Source organism: Pseudarthrobacter sp. C4D7 (assembly GCF_013359725.1).
Classification (GTDB): Bacteria; Actinomycetota; Actinomycetes; order Actinomycetales; family Micrococcaceae; genus Arthrobacter.
Map to the genome: position 1 here is coordinate 17,110 of NZ_JABFMW010000014.1, position 15,288 is coordinate 32,397.

The window sequence follows — 15,288 nt, forward strand, 5'->3', positions numbered from 1 at the left end:
GAGATTATGTATACAGAAGTCTTGTGGCGTGCAGGGAATGGCCGCTACCATGAGCTGCATCACAACGTCGTGGACGGGACACACTCATGGTCACCAAAAGCTACCGGGACACATACCGGCGCAGCGTCGAACAGCCCGAGGAATTCTGGCTGGAGGCGGCCGCTGGGATTTCCTGGACCTCAGCACCGGGCCGGGCGCTGGACTCAGGCCGGGCGCCCCTGTACCGCTGGTTCCCGGACGGGATCCTCAATACCTCCTACAACGCCCTCGACCGCCATGTCGCAGCGGGCCGCGGTGACCAGGATGCCCTGGTCTACGACTCCGCGATGCTCGGCACCCAGCGGCGCTACAGCTACGCCGAACTGACGGATCTGGTGGCCCGCTTCGCCGGGGTGCTTCGCGGCCAGGGCGTCGGGAAGGGCGACCGCGTGGTGATCTACATGCCCATGATTCCGGAAGCAGCCATCGCCATGCTGGCAACAGCCCGGCTGGGGGCGGTGCACTCGGTGGTCTTCGGCGGGTTCGCGCCCAAGGAACTGGCCGCCCGCATCCGTGACGCCGCCCCCTCGGCCGTGGTCACGGCCTCCGGCGGCATCGAACCTTCACGCCGGATCGAGTACCTTCCCGCCGTCGCGGAGGCGCTCGCCCTGGCCGGGGAGCCGGACACCACCGTCCTGGTCAAAGCCCGGGACGGCTTCGCCTCCGCCGCTGCCGACTACGCCGGCTGGCTGGACTGGGACACGGCGATGGCGTCCGCCGAGCCGGCCGCCCCAGTGGACGTCCAGGCGACGGATCCGCTCTACATCCTCTACACATCGGGAACCACCGGCGCACCCAAGGGCGTGGTGCGGGACAACGGCGGCCACGCCGTCGCCTTGAGCTGGACGCTGGAGAACATTTACGACGTCGGCCCCGGCGACGTGATGTGGACCGCCTCCGACGTCGGCTGGGTGGTGGGCCACTCCTACATCGTCTACGGGCCGCTGCTCGCCGGCGCCACCACCGTGATGTACGAGGGCAAGCCTGTGGGAACGCCCGACGCCGGCGCTTTTTGGCGCGTGATCCAGGACCACAAGGTGAATGTGCTGTTCACGGCACCCACCGCCCTGCGGGCCATCCGGAAGGCGGACCCCGGGGCGGCGCTGCTGGAGAAGTACGACATCTCCAGCCTGCGCACCCTGTTTGCCGCGGGTGAACGGCTGGACACGGACACGTTCCATTGGGCATCCAAGGTCCTGGGTGTTCCGGTGGTGGACCACTGGTGGCAGACCGAGACCGGCTGGGCCATTTGCGCCAACCCGCGTGGACTGGATCCGCTGCCCATCAAGGCCGGCTCTCCAAGCGTCCCGATGCCGGGGTTCCGGCTGCGGATCCTCGACGGTGCGGGCGGGGAAGTGGAGCCCGGCATCGAGGGGAACATCGTCCTGGATTTGCCGTTGCCACCGGGCACCCTCACCACCCTGTGGGGGAACGACGAACGGTTCATTTCGTCCTACCTGCAGGCCTTCGATGGCTGCTACGCCACGGGCGACTCCGGCTACCGGGACGGCGACGGCTACCTGTTCGTGATGGGCCGCACCGATGACATCATCAACGTCGCCGGCCACCGGTTGTCCACCGGTGCCATGGAGCAGGTGATAGGCCAGCACCCAGCCGTGGCCGAATGCGCCGTGATTGGCCTCGCCGACCCCCTCAAGGGCCAGCGTCCCAGCGGTTACGTGGTGCTTAAGTCCGGAGTCGACATCCCCGAAGACGTCCTGGCCAAGGACCTGGTTGCCTTGGTGCGGCGGGACATCGGCGCGGTAGCGGATTTCAAGCATGTGACGGTGGTGGAAGCCCTGCCCAAGACGCGGTCGGGGAAGATCCTCCGTAAGACCATGCGCCAGATCGCTGACGGCGAGGAATACACGGTGCCCTCCACCATCGAGGATCCGGGCGTCATTGACCAGCTGATCGGTGTCCTCGGGACCGGCGGCCCGGAAGCACCCTGACCCGCGCGGCCGCGGCCTTCCACGCCGCTGCCCACATCAGCGGGCGTTCCAGCGGTACTCATTCTCCGGCCGGCCCGGGGTGCCGTAGCGGGCGGTCCGGGAAACCGTGCCGGCATCGGCAAGGTACTCCAGGTAGCGCCGCGCAGTGACCCGGGACATGCCCAGGCCATCCATGACTTCGGTGGCCGATACTGCGTCGGGCTGCAGGCGGAGGAATTCCTGGACCGAGCCGAGCGTCGAGGCGGAAAGGCCCTTCGGCAGGGGGAGTTCGGACGGAGCACGCAGGCTCGCAAAAGCCTGGTCCACCTCGCTTTGCGAGGCACCACCCTTGCCGGGCCGGGCGTTCGACCCTGCCAGCTGCTGCCTGAACTGGCGGTAGTTTTCGAGCTTGTCCGAGAAGGTTGCGAACGTGAAGGGCTTGATCAGGTACTGGACCACCCCGATGGCAACGGCACTGCGGACGATGGCCAGTTCGCGGACGGCGGTGATGGCGATAATGTCTGCCAGGATCCCGGCCGACCGCATCCGCCGCGCGATGTCCAGGCCGTGCAGGTCGGGCAGGTTCATGTCCAGCAGGACCAGTTCCACCGGCTCTCCCGCAGCCACGAATTCGTTAAGGAGCCGCAGCGCGGACTGGCCGTCGGGCGCGGTCCCCGCGAGCTCAAACCCTTCCAGCCGCCCCACATAAGCGGCGTGGGCCGCGGAAGCGATGGCCTCGTCTTCGACGACGAGGACCCGGATGTTGCTCACTGTTTGTGCTCCTTCTCCCCGGACAACGCCGCAGGGAGGAATACTTCGAATTTGGCGCCGCGCCGGCCGTTAGTGGCCAGCGTACCGCCCAAACGCTGCACGGCCTGCCGCACAAGAGCCAGGCCGATGCCGCGGCCGCCCATCCCGGCCGGCTTGGTGCTGAAGCCGTGCCTGAAGATCCGTTCCGAGTCCGCGGGGTCGATGGGCATCCCGGAATCATTGACGGCGATGTCCAGGCCTTCCTCATCGGCCTCGACTGTCAGCACCACGCGCCGCGGGGGAGGAGCGTCTGCCGCAGCGTCGATGGCGTTGTCCAGCAGGTTCCCCAGGATGGTCACCAGATCCTGGACGGGAACACCGGGTGCCGCTCCGGAACCCAGGGTGGACACCTCCAGGCGGACGCCGCGTTCGTGGGCCTCTGCCACCTTGCCCATCACCAGCGCACCCACCACCGGTTCATCAATCGAGCTGACCATGTCGTCCGTCAGCTGCTGGCTAAGGGCCAGGTCCCGGGTGGCGAAATCGAGGGCTTCCCCCGTTCGGCCAAGTTCCAGGAGCGAGACCATGGTGTGAAGCCGGTTGGCGTGCTCATGTGTCTGGGCCCGCAGCGCATCGGAAAGGGTCCGCATGGTCTGCAGTTCGTTGCCCAGAGCCTCGATTTCCGTCCGGTCCCTGAGTGTGGCCACTGTTCCGTATACCGGAACCTTCCCGCGAGCTCCGGGGGAATCGGGACCCCTCGCCGGCCCCTGGTTGACCACCAGCACCCGTGAACCGGTCAGTACCATCTCATCGTTGGTGGTCCGCCCGGACTCGAACAGGCTCCTCAGTTCGCTGTCCAGGGGAAGATCTGCCAGGGACGGGGGCCGCGTGGGATCGTTGCTGCCGGTCTCGGCCAGGCCCAGCAGCTCGGCAGCCTGGTCGTTGTACATCACCACCCGCTTCCGGGCGTCGATGAGGATCAGCCCTTCACGGACCGAGTGCAGGACCGATTCGTAGTAGGCGAACAACTGCGCCAACTGTTCAGGCCCCCACCCGCGGGTCACACGGCGAAGATACCGGCCCAGCAGCCACGAGGCGAGGGATCCACCCACCAGCAGGGCGATGCCGATGGCCAGCAGCACCGGCAGGCGGCCAGTGAACGCCACATCCACATTGCGGACGGTAACGCCTGCCGCCACCAGGGCCTTGACGGTTCCCGCAGCGTCCTTGACCGGCACGATCGTCCGGACTGAGGGGCCCAGGGTGCCCGCGGTGACTTCGGTAAACGGCCGGCCCTGCAGGGCGGCGTCGATCGACCCGATGTAGGGCTTGCCCAGCTCCTCATCCCGGGGGTGGGTCCAGCGCGTCCGGTCGGGAGCCATGATGGTGACGAAATCGATGTTCGCCGCGGCCGTCACATCCTTGGCGTAGGGCTGCAGCAGGGCGGAGGGATCGGGGGTGGCGGCGGCCTGGAGCACCAGGGGATTGGCCGCGATGGAGGCGGCCACCCCCTCCATCATGCGGCCGGCTTCGGCGTAGGTCCGGTCCCGGGCATCCACGTAGGCAGCAGTGCCCACAATGGCGATGAAAGACACCACGATCAGCAGGTTCGCCACGAAGAGACGGCGGGCAATGCTCCAGCGGTGGATCATGTCTTCCTCCCAGGGACCCTTCGGGTGCCAAGACCAATATGAACGCAACGGTGAGCTGGATCACGGCGTAACCAATGATGGATATCACACCGGAGGACGCATAGAGCCCAGAGACTGTGCCGCAGCGTCTATCAGAATATCCACAAGGAGAGACACACATGGCTTCTCAACGAGGAGAGTCCCTTGGCCCCGTGAAGACGCGGCGCAAAGGCCTGGACAAATCGCATTACCTCTACATCGCCGTTATTGCCGCTGTCATCCTCGGCGCAGTGGTGGGCCTGATGTTCCCCGAGGTGGGCAAGTCACTCAAGCCACTGGGCGACGGTTTCATCAAACTCATCAAGATGATGATTGCCCCCGTTATTTTCTGCACCATCGTCCTGGGCATCGGATCTATCGCCAAGGCGGCCACCGTCGGCAAGGTGGGCGGGCTGGCACTGGGCTACTTCATTATCATGTCAACCTTCGCCCTGGCCATCGGCCTGGTGGTTGGCAACCTGATCCACCCGGGCGAAGGGCTGAAGCTCACGCCGTACGATCCCAACAAGAAGGCTGCAACCGACAGCACCGTTGACTTCCTGCTGGGAATCATCCCCGGTGACATTCCGGTCCTTCCCACCCTGCTCGCCGCCATCCTGGTGGGCTTCGCGCTGCAGAAAATGGGCGCCCAGGGCGCTCCGATTCTCCGCGCCATCGGCCACGGCCAGGCGCTGGTGTTCCGCATCCTCATCATGATCATGTGGCTCGCCCCGGTAGGCGCCTTCGGTGCCATCGCCGCCGTCGTTGGAGCCACCGGCTTCCAGGCGATCGTCAGCATGTTCACCCTGATGGTTGCCTTCTACATCACCTGTGCGCTGTTCATCGTCGTCATCCTGGGTGGACTCCTCCAGGTCGTCGCCGGCGTCAACATCTTCAAGCTGATGAAGTACCTGGCCCGTGAGTACCTCCTCATCTTCTCCACCTCCTCGTCCGAGGCCGCACTGCCCCGACTGATCGCCAAGATGGAGCACCTCGGCGTGTCCAAGCCGGTTGTCGGCGTCACCGTTCCCACCGGTTACTCCTTCAACCTGGACGGCACCGCGATCTACCTGACCATGGCCTCCCTGTTCGTGGCCAACGCCATGGGAACGCCGCTTGACCTCGGTGCCCAGATCTCCCTGCTGGTCTTCATGATCATCGCCTCCAAGGGCGCCGCCGGTGTGACCGGCGCCGGCCTGGCAACCCTCGCAGCAGGTCTTCAGGCCCACAGGCCCGAACTCCTGGGCGGCGTCGGCATGATTGTTGGCATCGACCGGTTCATGTCCGAAGCCCGCGCCCTGACCAACTTCACGGGCAACGCCGTGGCCACCATCCTGATCGGTACCTGGGTCAAGGAGATCGACGGCGGACAGGTCACCCGGGTCCTCTCCGGCGAGGTGCCCTTCGACGAGCAGACCATGATTGCCGGACACGGCGGGATGGCCCCGAAGGAAGAAGGCGCCCTCGAGGCCGCCAAAGCCTAGTCCGCGCCCCCGGACGCCTCAAACCGCCCCCGCAGCCATGCTGCGGGGGCGGTTTTCCATGACCCGGAAGTTCAACCTTCGACCTCAGCTAGAGGGTCAAGGCTCAACATTCGCGGAAAGTCAAGTTCCCTCGAATACCGTGTCGGGCGCTGTAACCTTGGGAGTAGAACGAACGCCGCCGGCCAGCCGGCGGCAGGAAATCACCGTCATCGAAAGTGTGGACAGATACGTGAGCAGCGAACAGGGTTCAGCAACTCTGGAGGGCACGGAATTCGACCTGGAAAACGCGGTGATGGGCCCCACGGGTCGCCCATACCGTGAGTTCCCGGAGCCCGCGCCGCTGTCCTCCCACGGCCCGGCACGCGTCATCGCCATGGTCAACCAAAAGGGCGGCGTGGGGAAGACCACCTCCACCATCAACCTGGCCGCGGCGCTCGCCGAGTACGGCCGGCGCGTCCTGCTGGTGGACTTCGACCCCCAGGGTGCGCTGTCCGCCGGCCTGGGCGTCAACCCGCACGAGTTGGACCTCACCGTGTACAACGTTCTGATGGACCGCAAGGTGAACATCCGGGACGCCATCCACCAGACCGGCGTCGAAAACGTTGACCTGCTGCCGGCCAACATCGACCTTTCCGCGGCAGAAGTGCAGCTGGTCAATGAGGTGGCGCGCGAACAGGTCCTGGACCGCGCGCTGAAGAAGGTCGAGGACGACTACGACGTCGTCCTTATCGACTGCCAGCCGTCCCTGGGCCTGCTGACCGTCAATGCCCTCACCGCCGCCCACGGCGTCATCATCCCCCTGATCTGCGAGTTCTTCGCCCTGCGCGCCGTCGCGCTCCTGGTGGAAACCATCGACAAGGTCCAGGACCGGCTGAACCCGAGGCTGCGGGTGGATGGCGTACTGGCCACCATGTATGACGCCCGCACGCTGCACAGCCGGGAAGTTATCACCCGGCTGGTGGAGGCCTTCGGCGACAAGGTCTTTGAAACCGTGATCAAGCGGTCCATCAAATTCGCGGATGCCACCGTGGCCGCCGAACCCATTACCAGCTACGCCGGAACCCACGTGGGTGCCGACGCCTACCGCCGGCTTGCCAAGGAGCTGATCTCCCGCGGCGGCGCGCCCTAACCACGCCGTGGCCGAATCCAAACCCGGCTTCGAGGTGCGGCTGGCCAACTTCACGGGTCCGTTTGACCTCCTCCTCGGACTGATCGCCAAACATCAGCTGGACATCACCGAAGTGGCCATCGCAACCGTCACTGACGAGTTCATCAAGTACATCCGCAAGCTGCAGCAACTTGGTGAAGAGTGGGCCCTGGACGAAGCCAGCGAGTTCCTGGTGATTGCCGCCACCCTGCTGGACCTCAAGGCGGCCCGGCTCCTCCCGGCGGGTGAAGTCGAGGACGACGAGGACATCGCCCTGTTGGAGGCACGGGACCTCCTCTTCGCCCGGTTGCTCCAGTACAAGGCCTTCAAACAGGTTGCAGGCATCATGGGTGAAACCCTGCACCAGGAAGGCCGCCGCTTCCCGCGGCAGGTGGCCCTGGAGGAGCATTTCGCGGCGATGCTGCCCGAACTTGTCTGGAAGCACACGCCCCAGCAGTTCGCTGCCCTGGCCGAAGCCGCCCTCCGGCCCAAAACGCCGGCTGAACCGCCGCGGGTGGCCCTTGGACACCTGCACGGCAGCAACGTCAGCGTCAAGGAGCAGGCCGAGGTGCTGGGCCGCAGGCTGCAGCAGGAGTCGCCGCTGACCTTCCGTTCCCTGATTGCCGATGCTGAGTCCACCCTGGTAGTGGTGGCCCGATTCCTGGCCCTGCTGGAACTGTTCCGCGACCGCGCCGTCTCGTTTGACCAACTCTCCCCGCTGGCTGACCTCGCCATCCACTGGACTGCGGACCGCCGGGACTGGTCGGCTGAAAACCTAAGCGAAGAATTCGAGGAGCAACTGTGAACCCGTCGCAGGAAACGCATCAACAATGGGCGGAATGGGACGACGCCGGCCACGGGTCCGCTTTCGACGGCCTCCCCGGTGGCGCCAAGGCCGCGCTCGAAGCCGTCCTCATGGTGGTGGACGAGCCTGCCACGGAAGAGGAGCTGGCCGCAGGCGTGGGACTGACGGTGGAAGCGGTCCGGTCCCTGCTGGCCGAACTGCAGCGCGATTATAACGGCTATACTGTTAAAGCCCCGGAGGTGGAGAGTGCCAGCAGCGCTGGCATCGGTTCCAGTCCCCGGGGTTTTGAATTGCGGAACATCGCCGGGGGCTGGCGCATCTACTCCCGTGCCGAATTTGCCGAGATCGTGGGCAAATACGTGCTTGAGGGGCAGACTGCCAGGCTTACCCAGGCGGCGTTGGAAACATTGGCGGTCATTGCGTACCGGCAGCCCGTTTCCCGGGCGCGCGTGTCTGCAATTCGCGGGGTCAACGTTGACTCTGTCGTACGGACGCTGGCCCAGCGCGGGCTGATCGAGGACTCGGGAACAGATCCCGAGTCAGGCGCAATCCTCTACCGGACAACCTCGTATTTCCTCGAACGCATGGGAATCGGTTCAGTGGGGGAGCTGCCCCAACTGTCGCCGCACCTTCCGGGGCTCGACGGGATCGCAGAGTTCTACGACGCAGAGACGATGTAGGCAGGACACCCCTGCCCGCAGCACTCCATCCAGCACGGTTATTTATCAGGGCAGACGAAGTCTGCGCGGCTGGCTAATGTTGTCCTTGGACATCTCAGCCGGCCAAAACACATTGAAGGACGGGTCATGACACAGGCGGGACGCCAGGGTTCACCACGTAACGGTTCGGGACGCGGCGGGAACGAACGCAACAGTTCGCAACGCAACCAGTCACAGGGCGGCAGCTTCAGCGGGGGTTCCCGCGCCGGGGGAGCGGGCAAGCGCACCTCGGGATTCGGCGGCGACCGCCCGCACCGCGCGCCCAAGCCGCGCGAGGAACGCTTCATCGACCCCGACATTGCCGGGGACCAGCAGGGACGGGGTGCTGAGGGCGCCAGGGGTGCCAAACCGTCGTCGCGCAAGCCCGCGGCCCGCAAGCCCGGTGCCGGCAAAGCCCCCGGAACCCCCGGCGCGCTCAAGCCCAAGCCGCGTACGGGCGCTCCCGGTGCGGCCGCGTCGCGTGCTTTCGGCAGCGAACGTTTTGGCCAGAACCTGGGGCCGGTCCGCAAGCCTGCCCGCAGGAAGGGCCCCCGGGGCAACGTACCCCAGTCCGATCTCCACGATGCCGACGGCGTGCGCCTCCAGAAGGTCATGGCATCGGCGGGAGTTGCATCCCGGCGCGTTTGCGAAGAGATGATCGCCGAGGGCCGCGTGGAAGTTGACGGCCAGGTGGTTACCGAACTCGGTGTCCGCGTCGACCCCAAGACCGCCGTCATCCACGTTGACGGGCTGCGCATCCAGCTGGACGAAAACCTGGTCTACATGGTGTTCAACAAGCCCAAGGGCGTGGTGTCCACCATGGAGGACCCCGAGGGCCGGCCCTGCATCAGTGACTTCCTGAAGAACAACAAGAACACCGGCGAACGCCTGTTCCACGTTGGCCGCCTCGACGTCGCCACCGAGGGCCTGCTGCTCCTGACCAACGACGGCGAACTCGCCAACCGCCTGACACACCCCTCCTACGAGGTTCCCAAGACCTACCTGGTGCAGGTCCGCGGACCGTTCCCGCAGGGTGTCGGCGCCCAGCTGAAGGCCGGCGTCGAACTCGAAGACGGGTTCGCTTCGGTGGATTCCTTCCGCCTGGTGGACTCAACCCCGGGCCATGTGCTGATCGAGGTTGTACTCCACTCCGGCAAGAACCGCATTGTCCGGCGCCTCTTCGACGCCGTTGGCTTCCCGGTCCAGCGGCTGGTCCGCGTCAAGGTGGGCCCCATCGGGCTCGGCGACCAGCGCCAGGGCAGCATCCGCAACCTGGGCAAGCAGGAAGTCGGCCACCTGCTGGCATCCGTAGGGCTCTGAGGCATGTCCGCGTTCAAGAGCCAGGGCCGCGGCCACCTGGACGGCCCGGTGGTGGTCATCGGGACCGGGCTGCTGGGCACCAGCATTGGACTGGGCCTGCGCGGACGCGGCGTCCCCGTGTTCCTCTCGGACCCGTCGCCCACCAACCAGGCGGTGGCCGTCGATATCGGTGCCGGCCGCCCGCTGCCCGAACTCGGTGATACGTCACCGCAGCTGGTGGTGGTGGCCGCTCCGCCGGACGTCACGGCCGACGTTGTCCTCGCTGCGCTGTCCACCTACCCGGACGCTGTGGTGATCGACATCGCCAGCGTGAAGGCGGACATCCTGGCCCGGCTGCGGGAATCCGGCGTTGACCTGTCCCGGTACGTGGGGACCCACCCCATGGCCGGACGCGAAAAGTCCGGCCCGGTGGCGGCACGCGGCGAGCTTTTCACGTCCATGCCGTGGGTGCTCTGCCCATCCGAAGAGACATCCGGAGCGGCACTCCAGGTTGCCCGCTCGCTGGCCTCGGACCTGGGGGCCGTCGTCTCGCAGTTCACGGCGGACGAACACGACGAAGCCGTGGCGCTCGTTTCACACCTGCCCCAGGTGATGTCATCGCTGCTGGCCAGCCGGCTGCAGGGGACGCCGCTGCATGCGTTGTCGCTGGCAGGAAACGGCCTGCGCGACGTCACCAGGATCGCGGCCAGCGACCCCACGCTGTGGGTGCAGATCCTTGGCGGCAACGCGGACAAGGTGGTGGAGATCCTCTACGGCGTCCGGGAAGACCTGAACCGGCTGATCGGGACCCTGGAGAACCCCTCCGCACCTGGTGCGCGCCTTGACCTCGCGCAGCTCATCAGCGAGGGAAATGCCGGCCAGGCGCGGATCCCCGGTAAGCACGGCGGCCCCCCGCAGGCCTACGCGTGGCTCACCGTCCTGGTGGACGACAAGCCCGGGCAGATCGCGCAGCTGCTCACCGAAATTGGCGAGATCGGCGTCAACCTGGAGGACATGCGGCTGGACCACTCGTCCGGCCAAAACGTAGGTATGGTGGAAATCTCCGTGTTGCCGAACAAGCATGACCATTTGATCGAAGCCCTTAACGACCGCGGATGGCGGGTACTTCAGTAATGACACAGGAACTCCTCGAATCCATGCGCGCCCTGCGCATCGGCCGCCCGTTGGTGGTTGCCATCGACGGGCCGTCGGGCTCCGGAAAATCCAGCGTGAGCAAGGAAGTTGCCCGCAGGCTCCGGCTGGCCTACCTCGACACAGGCGCCATGTACCGTGCCCTGACCTGGTACTGCGTCACGGAAGGCATCGACCTCGAAGACGGGGCCGCGGTGGAGCAGGCGTCCCGGGACTTTGTCCTGGAAATAAGCACCAGCCCCGCGGAGGAATACGTCCGGGTTGGCGGCGTGGACGTCACGGATGCCATCCGGGAACCCGCCATCTCCTCGGCCGTCAGCGCCGTCGCCACCACCCTCGGCGCCCGGACCGAACTGATCCGGCGCCAGCGTGACCTGATCGAAAAGCACCACCGCCGGATGGTGGTGGAGGGCAGGGACATCACCACCGTCGTCGCGCCCGGCGCCGAGGTGCGCATGCTCCTTACCGCCAGTGAGGAAGCCCGCCTTCGCCGGCGGGGCATCCAGTTGGGCGGAACGCAAAACGCCGAGCAGCTGGCCGCCCAGGTGATGCACCGGGATGCCAAGGACTCCACCGTGGTGAACTTCACGCAGGCCGCTTCCGGAGTGGTGACGCTGGACTCCTCGGACCTCGACTTCGAACAAACCGTTGACGCCGCCCTCGTCATCGTCACCAAGGTCCTGAACCGTGACTGAGGCGGGAACGGCCCTGCCGTCCGGGCTGACCATGGCGTGGAGCAGGCCGGTGGGTTGGATCCTCGACCACCTGGTCTACCGGACCACAGTGACCGGCAAAACCAACGTCCCCACGGGCGGACCGGTGATCTTCGCGGGCAACCACATCAGCTTCCTTGACGGGCCGGTGATGTTTGGTGCCGCGCCGCGGCCCATGCACATCCTGGTGAAACAGGAAATGTTCAAGGGTTTCCTGGGCCGGGTCCTGACCGCCTCCGGGCAGCTGCCCGTGGACCGCCGCGGCGACCGTGCAGCGCTCCAGCGCTGCAAAGACGTGCTCGACGCCGGGCGCTGCGTTGGGATCCTCCCTGAAGGGACCCGGGGGAGCGGGGCAGCCGAGGACATCAACAGCGGGGTGGCCTGGCTGGCGTTGAATTCCGGAGCGCCCGTGGTGCCGGTAGCCATCCTGGGCACCCGGCAGGGCAACGAGCACCTGGACTTCGTTCCACGCCCCGGGCGGCGGTTCCACGTCAGCTTCGGATCAGCCCTGACGCTGGCCCGCCGGGCCGGCGAAACCGGCCGTGCTTCAATGGACAGGGCCGCGCAGGACATCCGTGCAGCGCTGGCGGGGCACGTCCAGGACACCATCCAACTCAGCGGGCAGCCCCTGCCGCTCGCTGACCATAACGACTTGACAGCAGTAGCCGGGGACGCCGGCAGATGACCACTAAGGACAGTGCAATGAGCGACACCACCCAGGCTTCCGGGCACCCCGGCGCCGACGACGAATACACCCCCACCGGCACCGACCAGGTTGCGGAGCGCCTGGCAGCAATCGGCGACGACGAAGCCGAGCTGCGCGCCGCCTCGCTCCGGGCCGGCCTGGAAGACTACGAGCTGGACGAGGACGACGCCGCCCTGCTCAGCGGGGAGTACGGCGACGAGGACCTCGAAGGCCCCCTCAAGCTGGACCCCGTCCTGGCCATCATCGGCCGTCCCAACGTGGGCAAGTCCACACTGGTGAACCGCATCCTGGGCCGCCGCGAAGCGGTGGTTGAGGATACCCCCGGCGTGACCCGCGACCGCGTGATGTACTCGGCGAACTGGAACGGCCGCAACTTCACCCTGGTGGACACCGGAGGATGGGAGCACGACGCCCGCGGCATCCACGCCCGGGTTGCCGAGCAGGCCGAGATGGCCGTGGAGCTCGCAGACGCCGTCCTTTTCGTGGTGGACTCCGCCGTCGGCGCAACCGCCACGGACGAAGGCGTCATGAAGATGCTGCGCAAGTCCAAGAAGCCGGTCATCATGGTGGCCAACAAAGTGGACGACTTTGCCCAGGAAGCTGACAGCGCAGCGCTCTGGGGCCTTGGCTTCGGCGAGCCCTACCCGGTGTCTGCCCTGCACGGCCGCGGCGTGGCCGACCTCCTGGACCACGTCATGGAGGTCCTGCCCGAGTTCTCCACCGTCGAAGGCGTGGAGCGCTCCGGCGGTCCGCGGCGTATCGCGCTGATCGGTCGTCCGAACGTGGGCAAGTCCTCGCTGCTGAATAAGCTCGCGGGATCTGAGCGCGTAGTGGTGGACAACACTGCCGGTACCACGCGTGATCCGGTGGACGAATTCATCGAACTCGGCGGCCGCACCTGGCGATTCGTTGACACCGCCGGCATCCGACGCCGCCAGCACATGGCCCAGGGCGCAGACTACTATGCCTCCCTCAGGACGCAGGCCGCGCTCGAGAAGGCGGAGGTCGCCGTCGTGCTCCTCGCCGTGGACGAGGTCCTCAGCGAACAGGACGTCCGCATCCTCCAACTGGCCATCGAATCCGGCCGCGCCCTGGTGCTGGCCTTCAACAAGTGGGACCTGCTGGACGACGAGCGCCGCCGCTACCTGGAACGCGAAATCGAACAGGACCTGGCCCACGTCGAATGGGCGCCGCGGGTCAATATCTCCGCAAAGACCGGATGGCACAAGGACCGCCTGGTCCCGGCCCTGGACCTGGCCCTGGAGAACTGGGACCGGCGCATCCCCACCGGGCGCCTCAACGCGTTCCTGGGCGAGCTCGTTGCCGCCCACCCGCACCCGGTCCGCGGCGGCAAGCAGCCCCGTATCCTCTTCGGCACCCAGGCCTCCAGCCGGCCGCCGAAGTTCGTGCTGTTCACCACCGGGTTCCTGGACCCCGGGTACCGCCGGTTCATCACGCGTCGCCTGCGCGAGACTTTCGGATTCGAGGGCACGCCCATCGAGGTGAGCATGCGCGTCCGCGAGAAGCGCGGCCGCAAGCGTTAATTGCGACACACCTTGGGGCTGATCACCGGAAAGTGTCACTGGCACCCCTCCGGATCGTGTAAGCTCTTCTAGGTGGTTCGGCCGGACTGCTGATGAAAAACCTTCGGGTTGAATTCAGCGGAGAACGGCGGAACCAGCGGGCTGTAGCGCAGCTTGGTAGCGCACTTGACTGGGGGTCAAGGGGTCGCAGGTTCAAATCCTGTCAGCCCGACCAGAAAGCGGAAAGCGCCGGAGAATTTCTCCGGCGCTTTCCGCTTTTTTGGGTTTACGGCCAGCCCTTCCTGGAAACAGGGCAGCTAGCCGAGGGCGTGGTCGAGGGTGACGAAGCCATAGCCGGCCGCCCGGAGCTGGGCGATCACTTGCGGGAGGGCGTCGGCGTCGAGCGTTGAGCCGTCGTCGGGGTTGGAGCCGAGGTGCATCAGGACGATTTCCCCCGGTTGCGCGGACGCCATGACGCGCTGGACGACGAAGGCCGCGCCGCGTGTCCCGTTCATGGTGCCCTGCCAGCCCAGGGTGTCTACGGTCCAGCGGATCGCTGCATATCCAGCGGCGTTGACGTCAGCGATCGTGCGGGAATCACGGGCGCCGAACGGGAAGCGGAAGAACGGGAGGGGGTCGCTCCCAGACGCTTCGATGGTGCTCTGCGCGCTACTGATTTCTGCTGCGATCTGGGCGTCGGTCAGGGTCGTGAAGTCGGGGTGCGTCATGGAGTGGTTCCCGGTCCGATGCCCTGCGTTGTAGATCAGCGCCGGATCCTGCGGAAACTGGTTGACCCAACTTCCCGTGAGGAAGAATGTGCCCGGGACGCCGTTGGCGGCAAGGGTGGCCAGGATCGATCGGAGGCCGGCGTCGTTGGCGCCGGCGTCAAAGGTCAGCGCCACAACCTTCTGCGTGGTGGGAATGCGCTCGAGATCCACGCCCATCAGCGCCGCCGGGATGGTGGCCTGGATGACCTCAATCCTGCTGCCGGCCTGGTGCCACAGGATCGAACCGCGCTGGAAATCGCTGCGGCGCCCGCCCGTGATGATGTATTCGTCGCTGGTCGGGTAGCCAAGCCTGCTGTGCTCCCAACCCAAGGCCGCCCACTGGGCCCGGATTGCCCCATGCAGCTCGTGGGCCCCGCTGGCGGGGCTCCAGTAGATCGAGCCGCCGGCGAAGTGGTTGAACCTGCCAGCTCCATCGGGGGTTCCGGTTTCGTCAGTGAGGGGAAAGCCGAGGAAGCCGGCGGGGCCGCCGAGTTCCGCGTAGTGTCCGCCGATTGCGCCGTGCACTTCGTGGGCGCCGGTGGTGGGGCTCCAGTAGATGGTGCCGCCGGTGAAGTTGTTGTAGCGGCCGGCGGCGCCGGGGGTT

General features: G+C 66.4%; 12 protein-coding genes, 1 tRNA gene and 1 pseudogene. 11 read left to right on the forward strand and 3 right to left on the reverse strand.

Features of this window, described 5'->3' with window-relative positions; all coding sequences use genetic code 11:
• The first annotated feature begins 86 nt into the window (after positions 1-86).
• On the forward strand, positions 87-1,991 hold the full coding sequence (locus tag HNO81_RS11465) for a propionyl-CoA synthetase (RefSeq protein WP_175318259.1): 1,905 nt from the start codon (positions 87-89) through the stop codon (positions 1,989-1,991).
• A gap of 36 nt (positions 1,992-2,027) precedes the next feature.
• Here the strand turns inward: HNO81_RS11465 and HNO81_RS11470 are convergent, their stop codons facing one another.
• Positions 2,028-2,741, reverse strand: coding sequence for a response regulator (locus HNO81_RS11470; RefSeq protein WP_175318260.1), 714 nt, complete (start codon positions 2,739-2,741; stop codon positions 2,028-2,030).
• Positions 2,738-4,372, reverse strand: a complete 1,635-nt coding sequence (locus HNO81_RS11475; RefSeq protein WP_175318261.1) for an ATP-binding protein — start codon at positions 4,370-4,372, stop codon at positions 2,738-2,740. Before HNO81_RS11475 ends, HNO81_RS11470 begins: the two co-directional genes overlap by 4 nt.
• A gap of 158 nt (positions 4,373-4,530) precedes the next feature.
• Between HNO81_RS11475 and HNO81_RS11480 the strand changes: the two genes are divergently transcribed.
• From HNO81_RS11480 to HNO81_RS11525, 10 genes and pseudogenes are all read left to right on the forward strand, one after another.
• On the forward strand, positions 4,531-5,874 hold the full coding sequence (locus HNO81_RS11480; protein WP_175318262.1) for a cation:dicarboxylate symporter family transporter: 1,344 nt from the start codon (positions 4,531-4,533) through the stop codon (positions 5,872-5,874).
• 229 nt (positions 5,875-6,103) lie between these two features.
• Positions 6,104-7,003: an AAA family ATPase gene (locus tag HNO81_RS11485; protein WP_175318263.1), complete on the forward strand. Its 900-nt coding sequence runs from the start codon at positions 6,104-6,106 to the stop codon at positions 7,001-7,003.
• Between the two features lie 7 nt (positions 7,004-7,010).
• On the forward strand, positions 7,011-7,826 hold the full coding sequence (locus HNO81_RS11490) for a ScpA family protein (protein ID WP_175318264.1): 816 nt from the start codon (positions 7,011-7,013) through the stop codon (positions 7,824-7,826).
• Entirely contained in the window at positions 7,823-8,506 is a 684-nt protein-coding gene (locus HNO81_RS11495) for an SMC-Scp complex subunit ScpB (protein WP_175318265.1), read from the forward strand. Before HNO81_RS11490 ends, HNO81_RS11495 begins: the two co-directional genes overlap by 4 nt.
• A gap of 126 nt (positions 8,507-8,632) precedes the next feature.
• Positions 8,633-9,844: a pseudouridine synthase gene (locus HNO81_RS11500; protein WP_175318266.1), complete on the forward strand. Its 1,212-nt coding sequence runs from the start codon at positions 8,633-8,635 to the stop codon at positions 9,842-9,844.
• Positions 9,845-9,847: 3 nt separating this feature from the next.
• On the forward strand, positions 9,848-10,957 hold the full coding sequence (locus tag HNO81_RS11505) for a prephenate dehydrogenase (RefSeq protein ID WP_175318267.1): 1,110 nt from the start codon (positions 9,848-9,850) through the stop codon (positions 10,955-10,957).
• Positions 10,957-11,670, forward strand: a complete 714-nt coding sequence (cmk, locus tag HNO81_RS11510; protein ID WP_175318268.1) for a (d)CMP kinase — start codon at positions 10,957-10,959, stop codon at positions 11,668-11,670. The genes HNO81_RS11505 and cmk overlap by 1 nt, the downstream gene beginning before the upstream one ends.
• Before the next feature lie 31 nt (positions 11,671-11,701).
• Positions 11,702-12,380, forward strand: a pseudogene (locus HNO81_RS11515) (lysophospholipid acyltransferase family protein).
• A 10-nt stretch (positions 12,381-12,390) separates the two neighbouring features.
• Entirely contained in the window at positions 12,391-13,938 is a 1,548-nt protein-coding gene (der, locus tag HNO81_RS11520; RefSeq protein ID WP_175318269.1) for a ribosome biogenesis GTPase Der, read from the forward strand.
• Between the two features lie 137 nt (positions 13,939-14,075).
• A tRNA-Pro gene (locus tag HNO81_RS11525) sits at positions 14,076-14,152 on the forward strand.
• 82 nt (positions 14,153-14,234) lie between these two features.
• On the opposite strand, the gene HNO81_RS19985 is transcribed toward HNO81_RS11525, so the two are convergent.
• Positions 14,235-15,288 (reverse strand): polysaccharide deacetylase family protein (locus HNO81_RS19985; protein WP_217509335.1); only part of this gene is annotated, 1,054 nt, incomplete at its 5' end.

What these genes read in the sequence shown, in the direction of transcription:
- HNO81_RS11500 (WP_175318266.1), top strand. Translation starts at nt 8,633, where the DNA reads ATGACACAGGCGGGACGCCAGGGTTCACCACGTAACGGTTCGGGACGC.
- HNO81_RS11505 (WP_175318267.1), top strand. Translation starts at nt 9,848, where the DNA reads ATGTCCGCGTTCAAGAGCCAGGGCCGCGGCCACCTGGACGGCCCGGTG.
- HNO81_RS11475 (WP_175318261.1), bottom strand. Translation starts at nt 4,372, where the DNA reads ATGATCCACCGCTGGAGCATTGCCCGCCGTCTCTTCGTGGCGAACCTG.
- HNO81_RS11480 (WP_175318262.1), top strand. Translation starts at nt 4,531, where the DNA reads ATGGCTTCTCAACGAGGAGAGTCCCTTGGCCCCGTGAAGACGCGGCGC.
- HNO81_RS11465 (WP_175318259.1), top strand. Translation starts at nt 87, where the DNA reads ATGGTCACCAAAAGCTACCGGGACACATACCGGCGCAGCGTCGAACAG.
- cmk (WP_175318268.1), top strand. Translation starts at nt 10,957, where the DNA reads ATGACACAGGAACTCCTCGAATCCATGCGCGCCCTGCGCATCGGCCGC.
- der (WP_175318269.1), top strand. Translation starts at nt 12,391, where the DNA reads ATGAGCGACACCACCCAGGCTTCCGGGCACCCCGGCGCCGACGACGAA.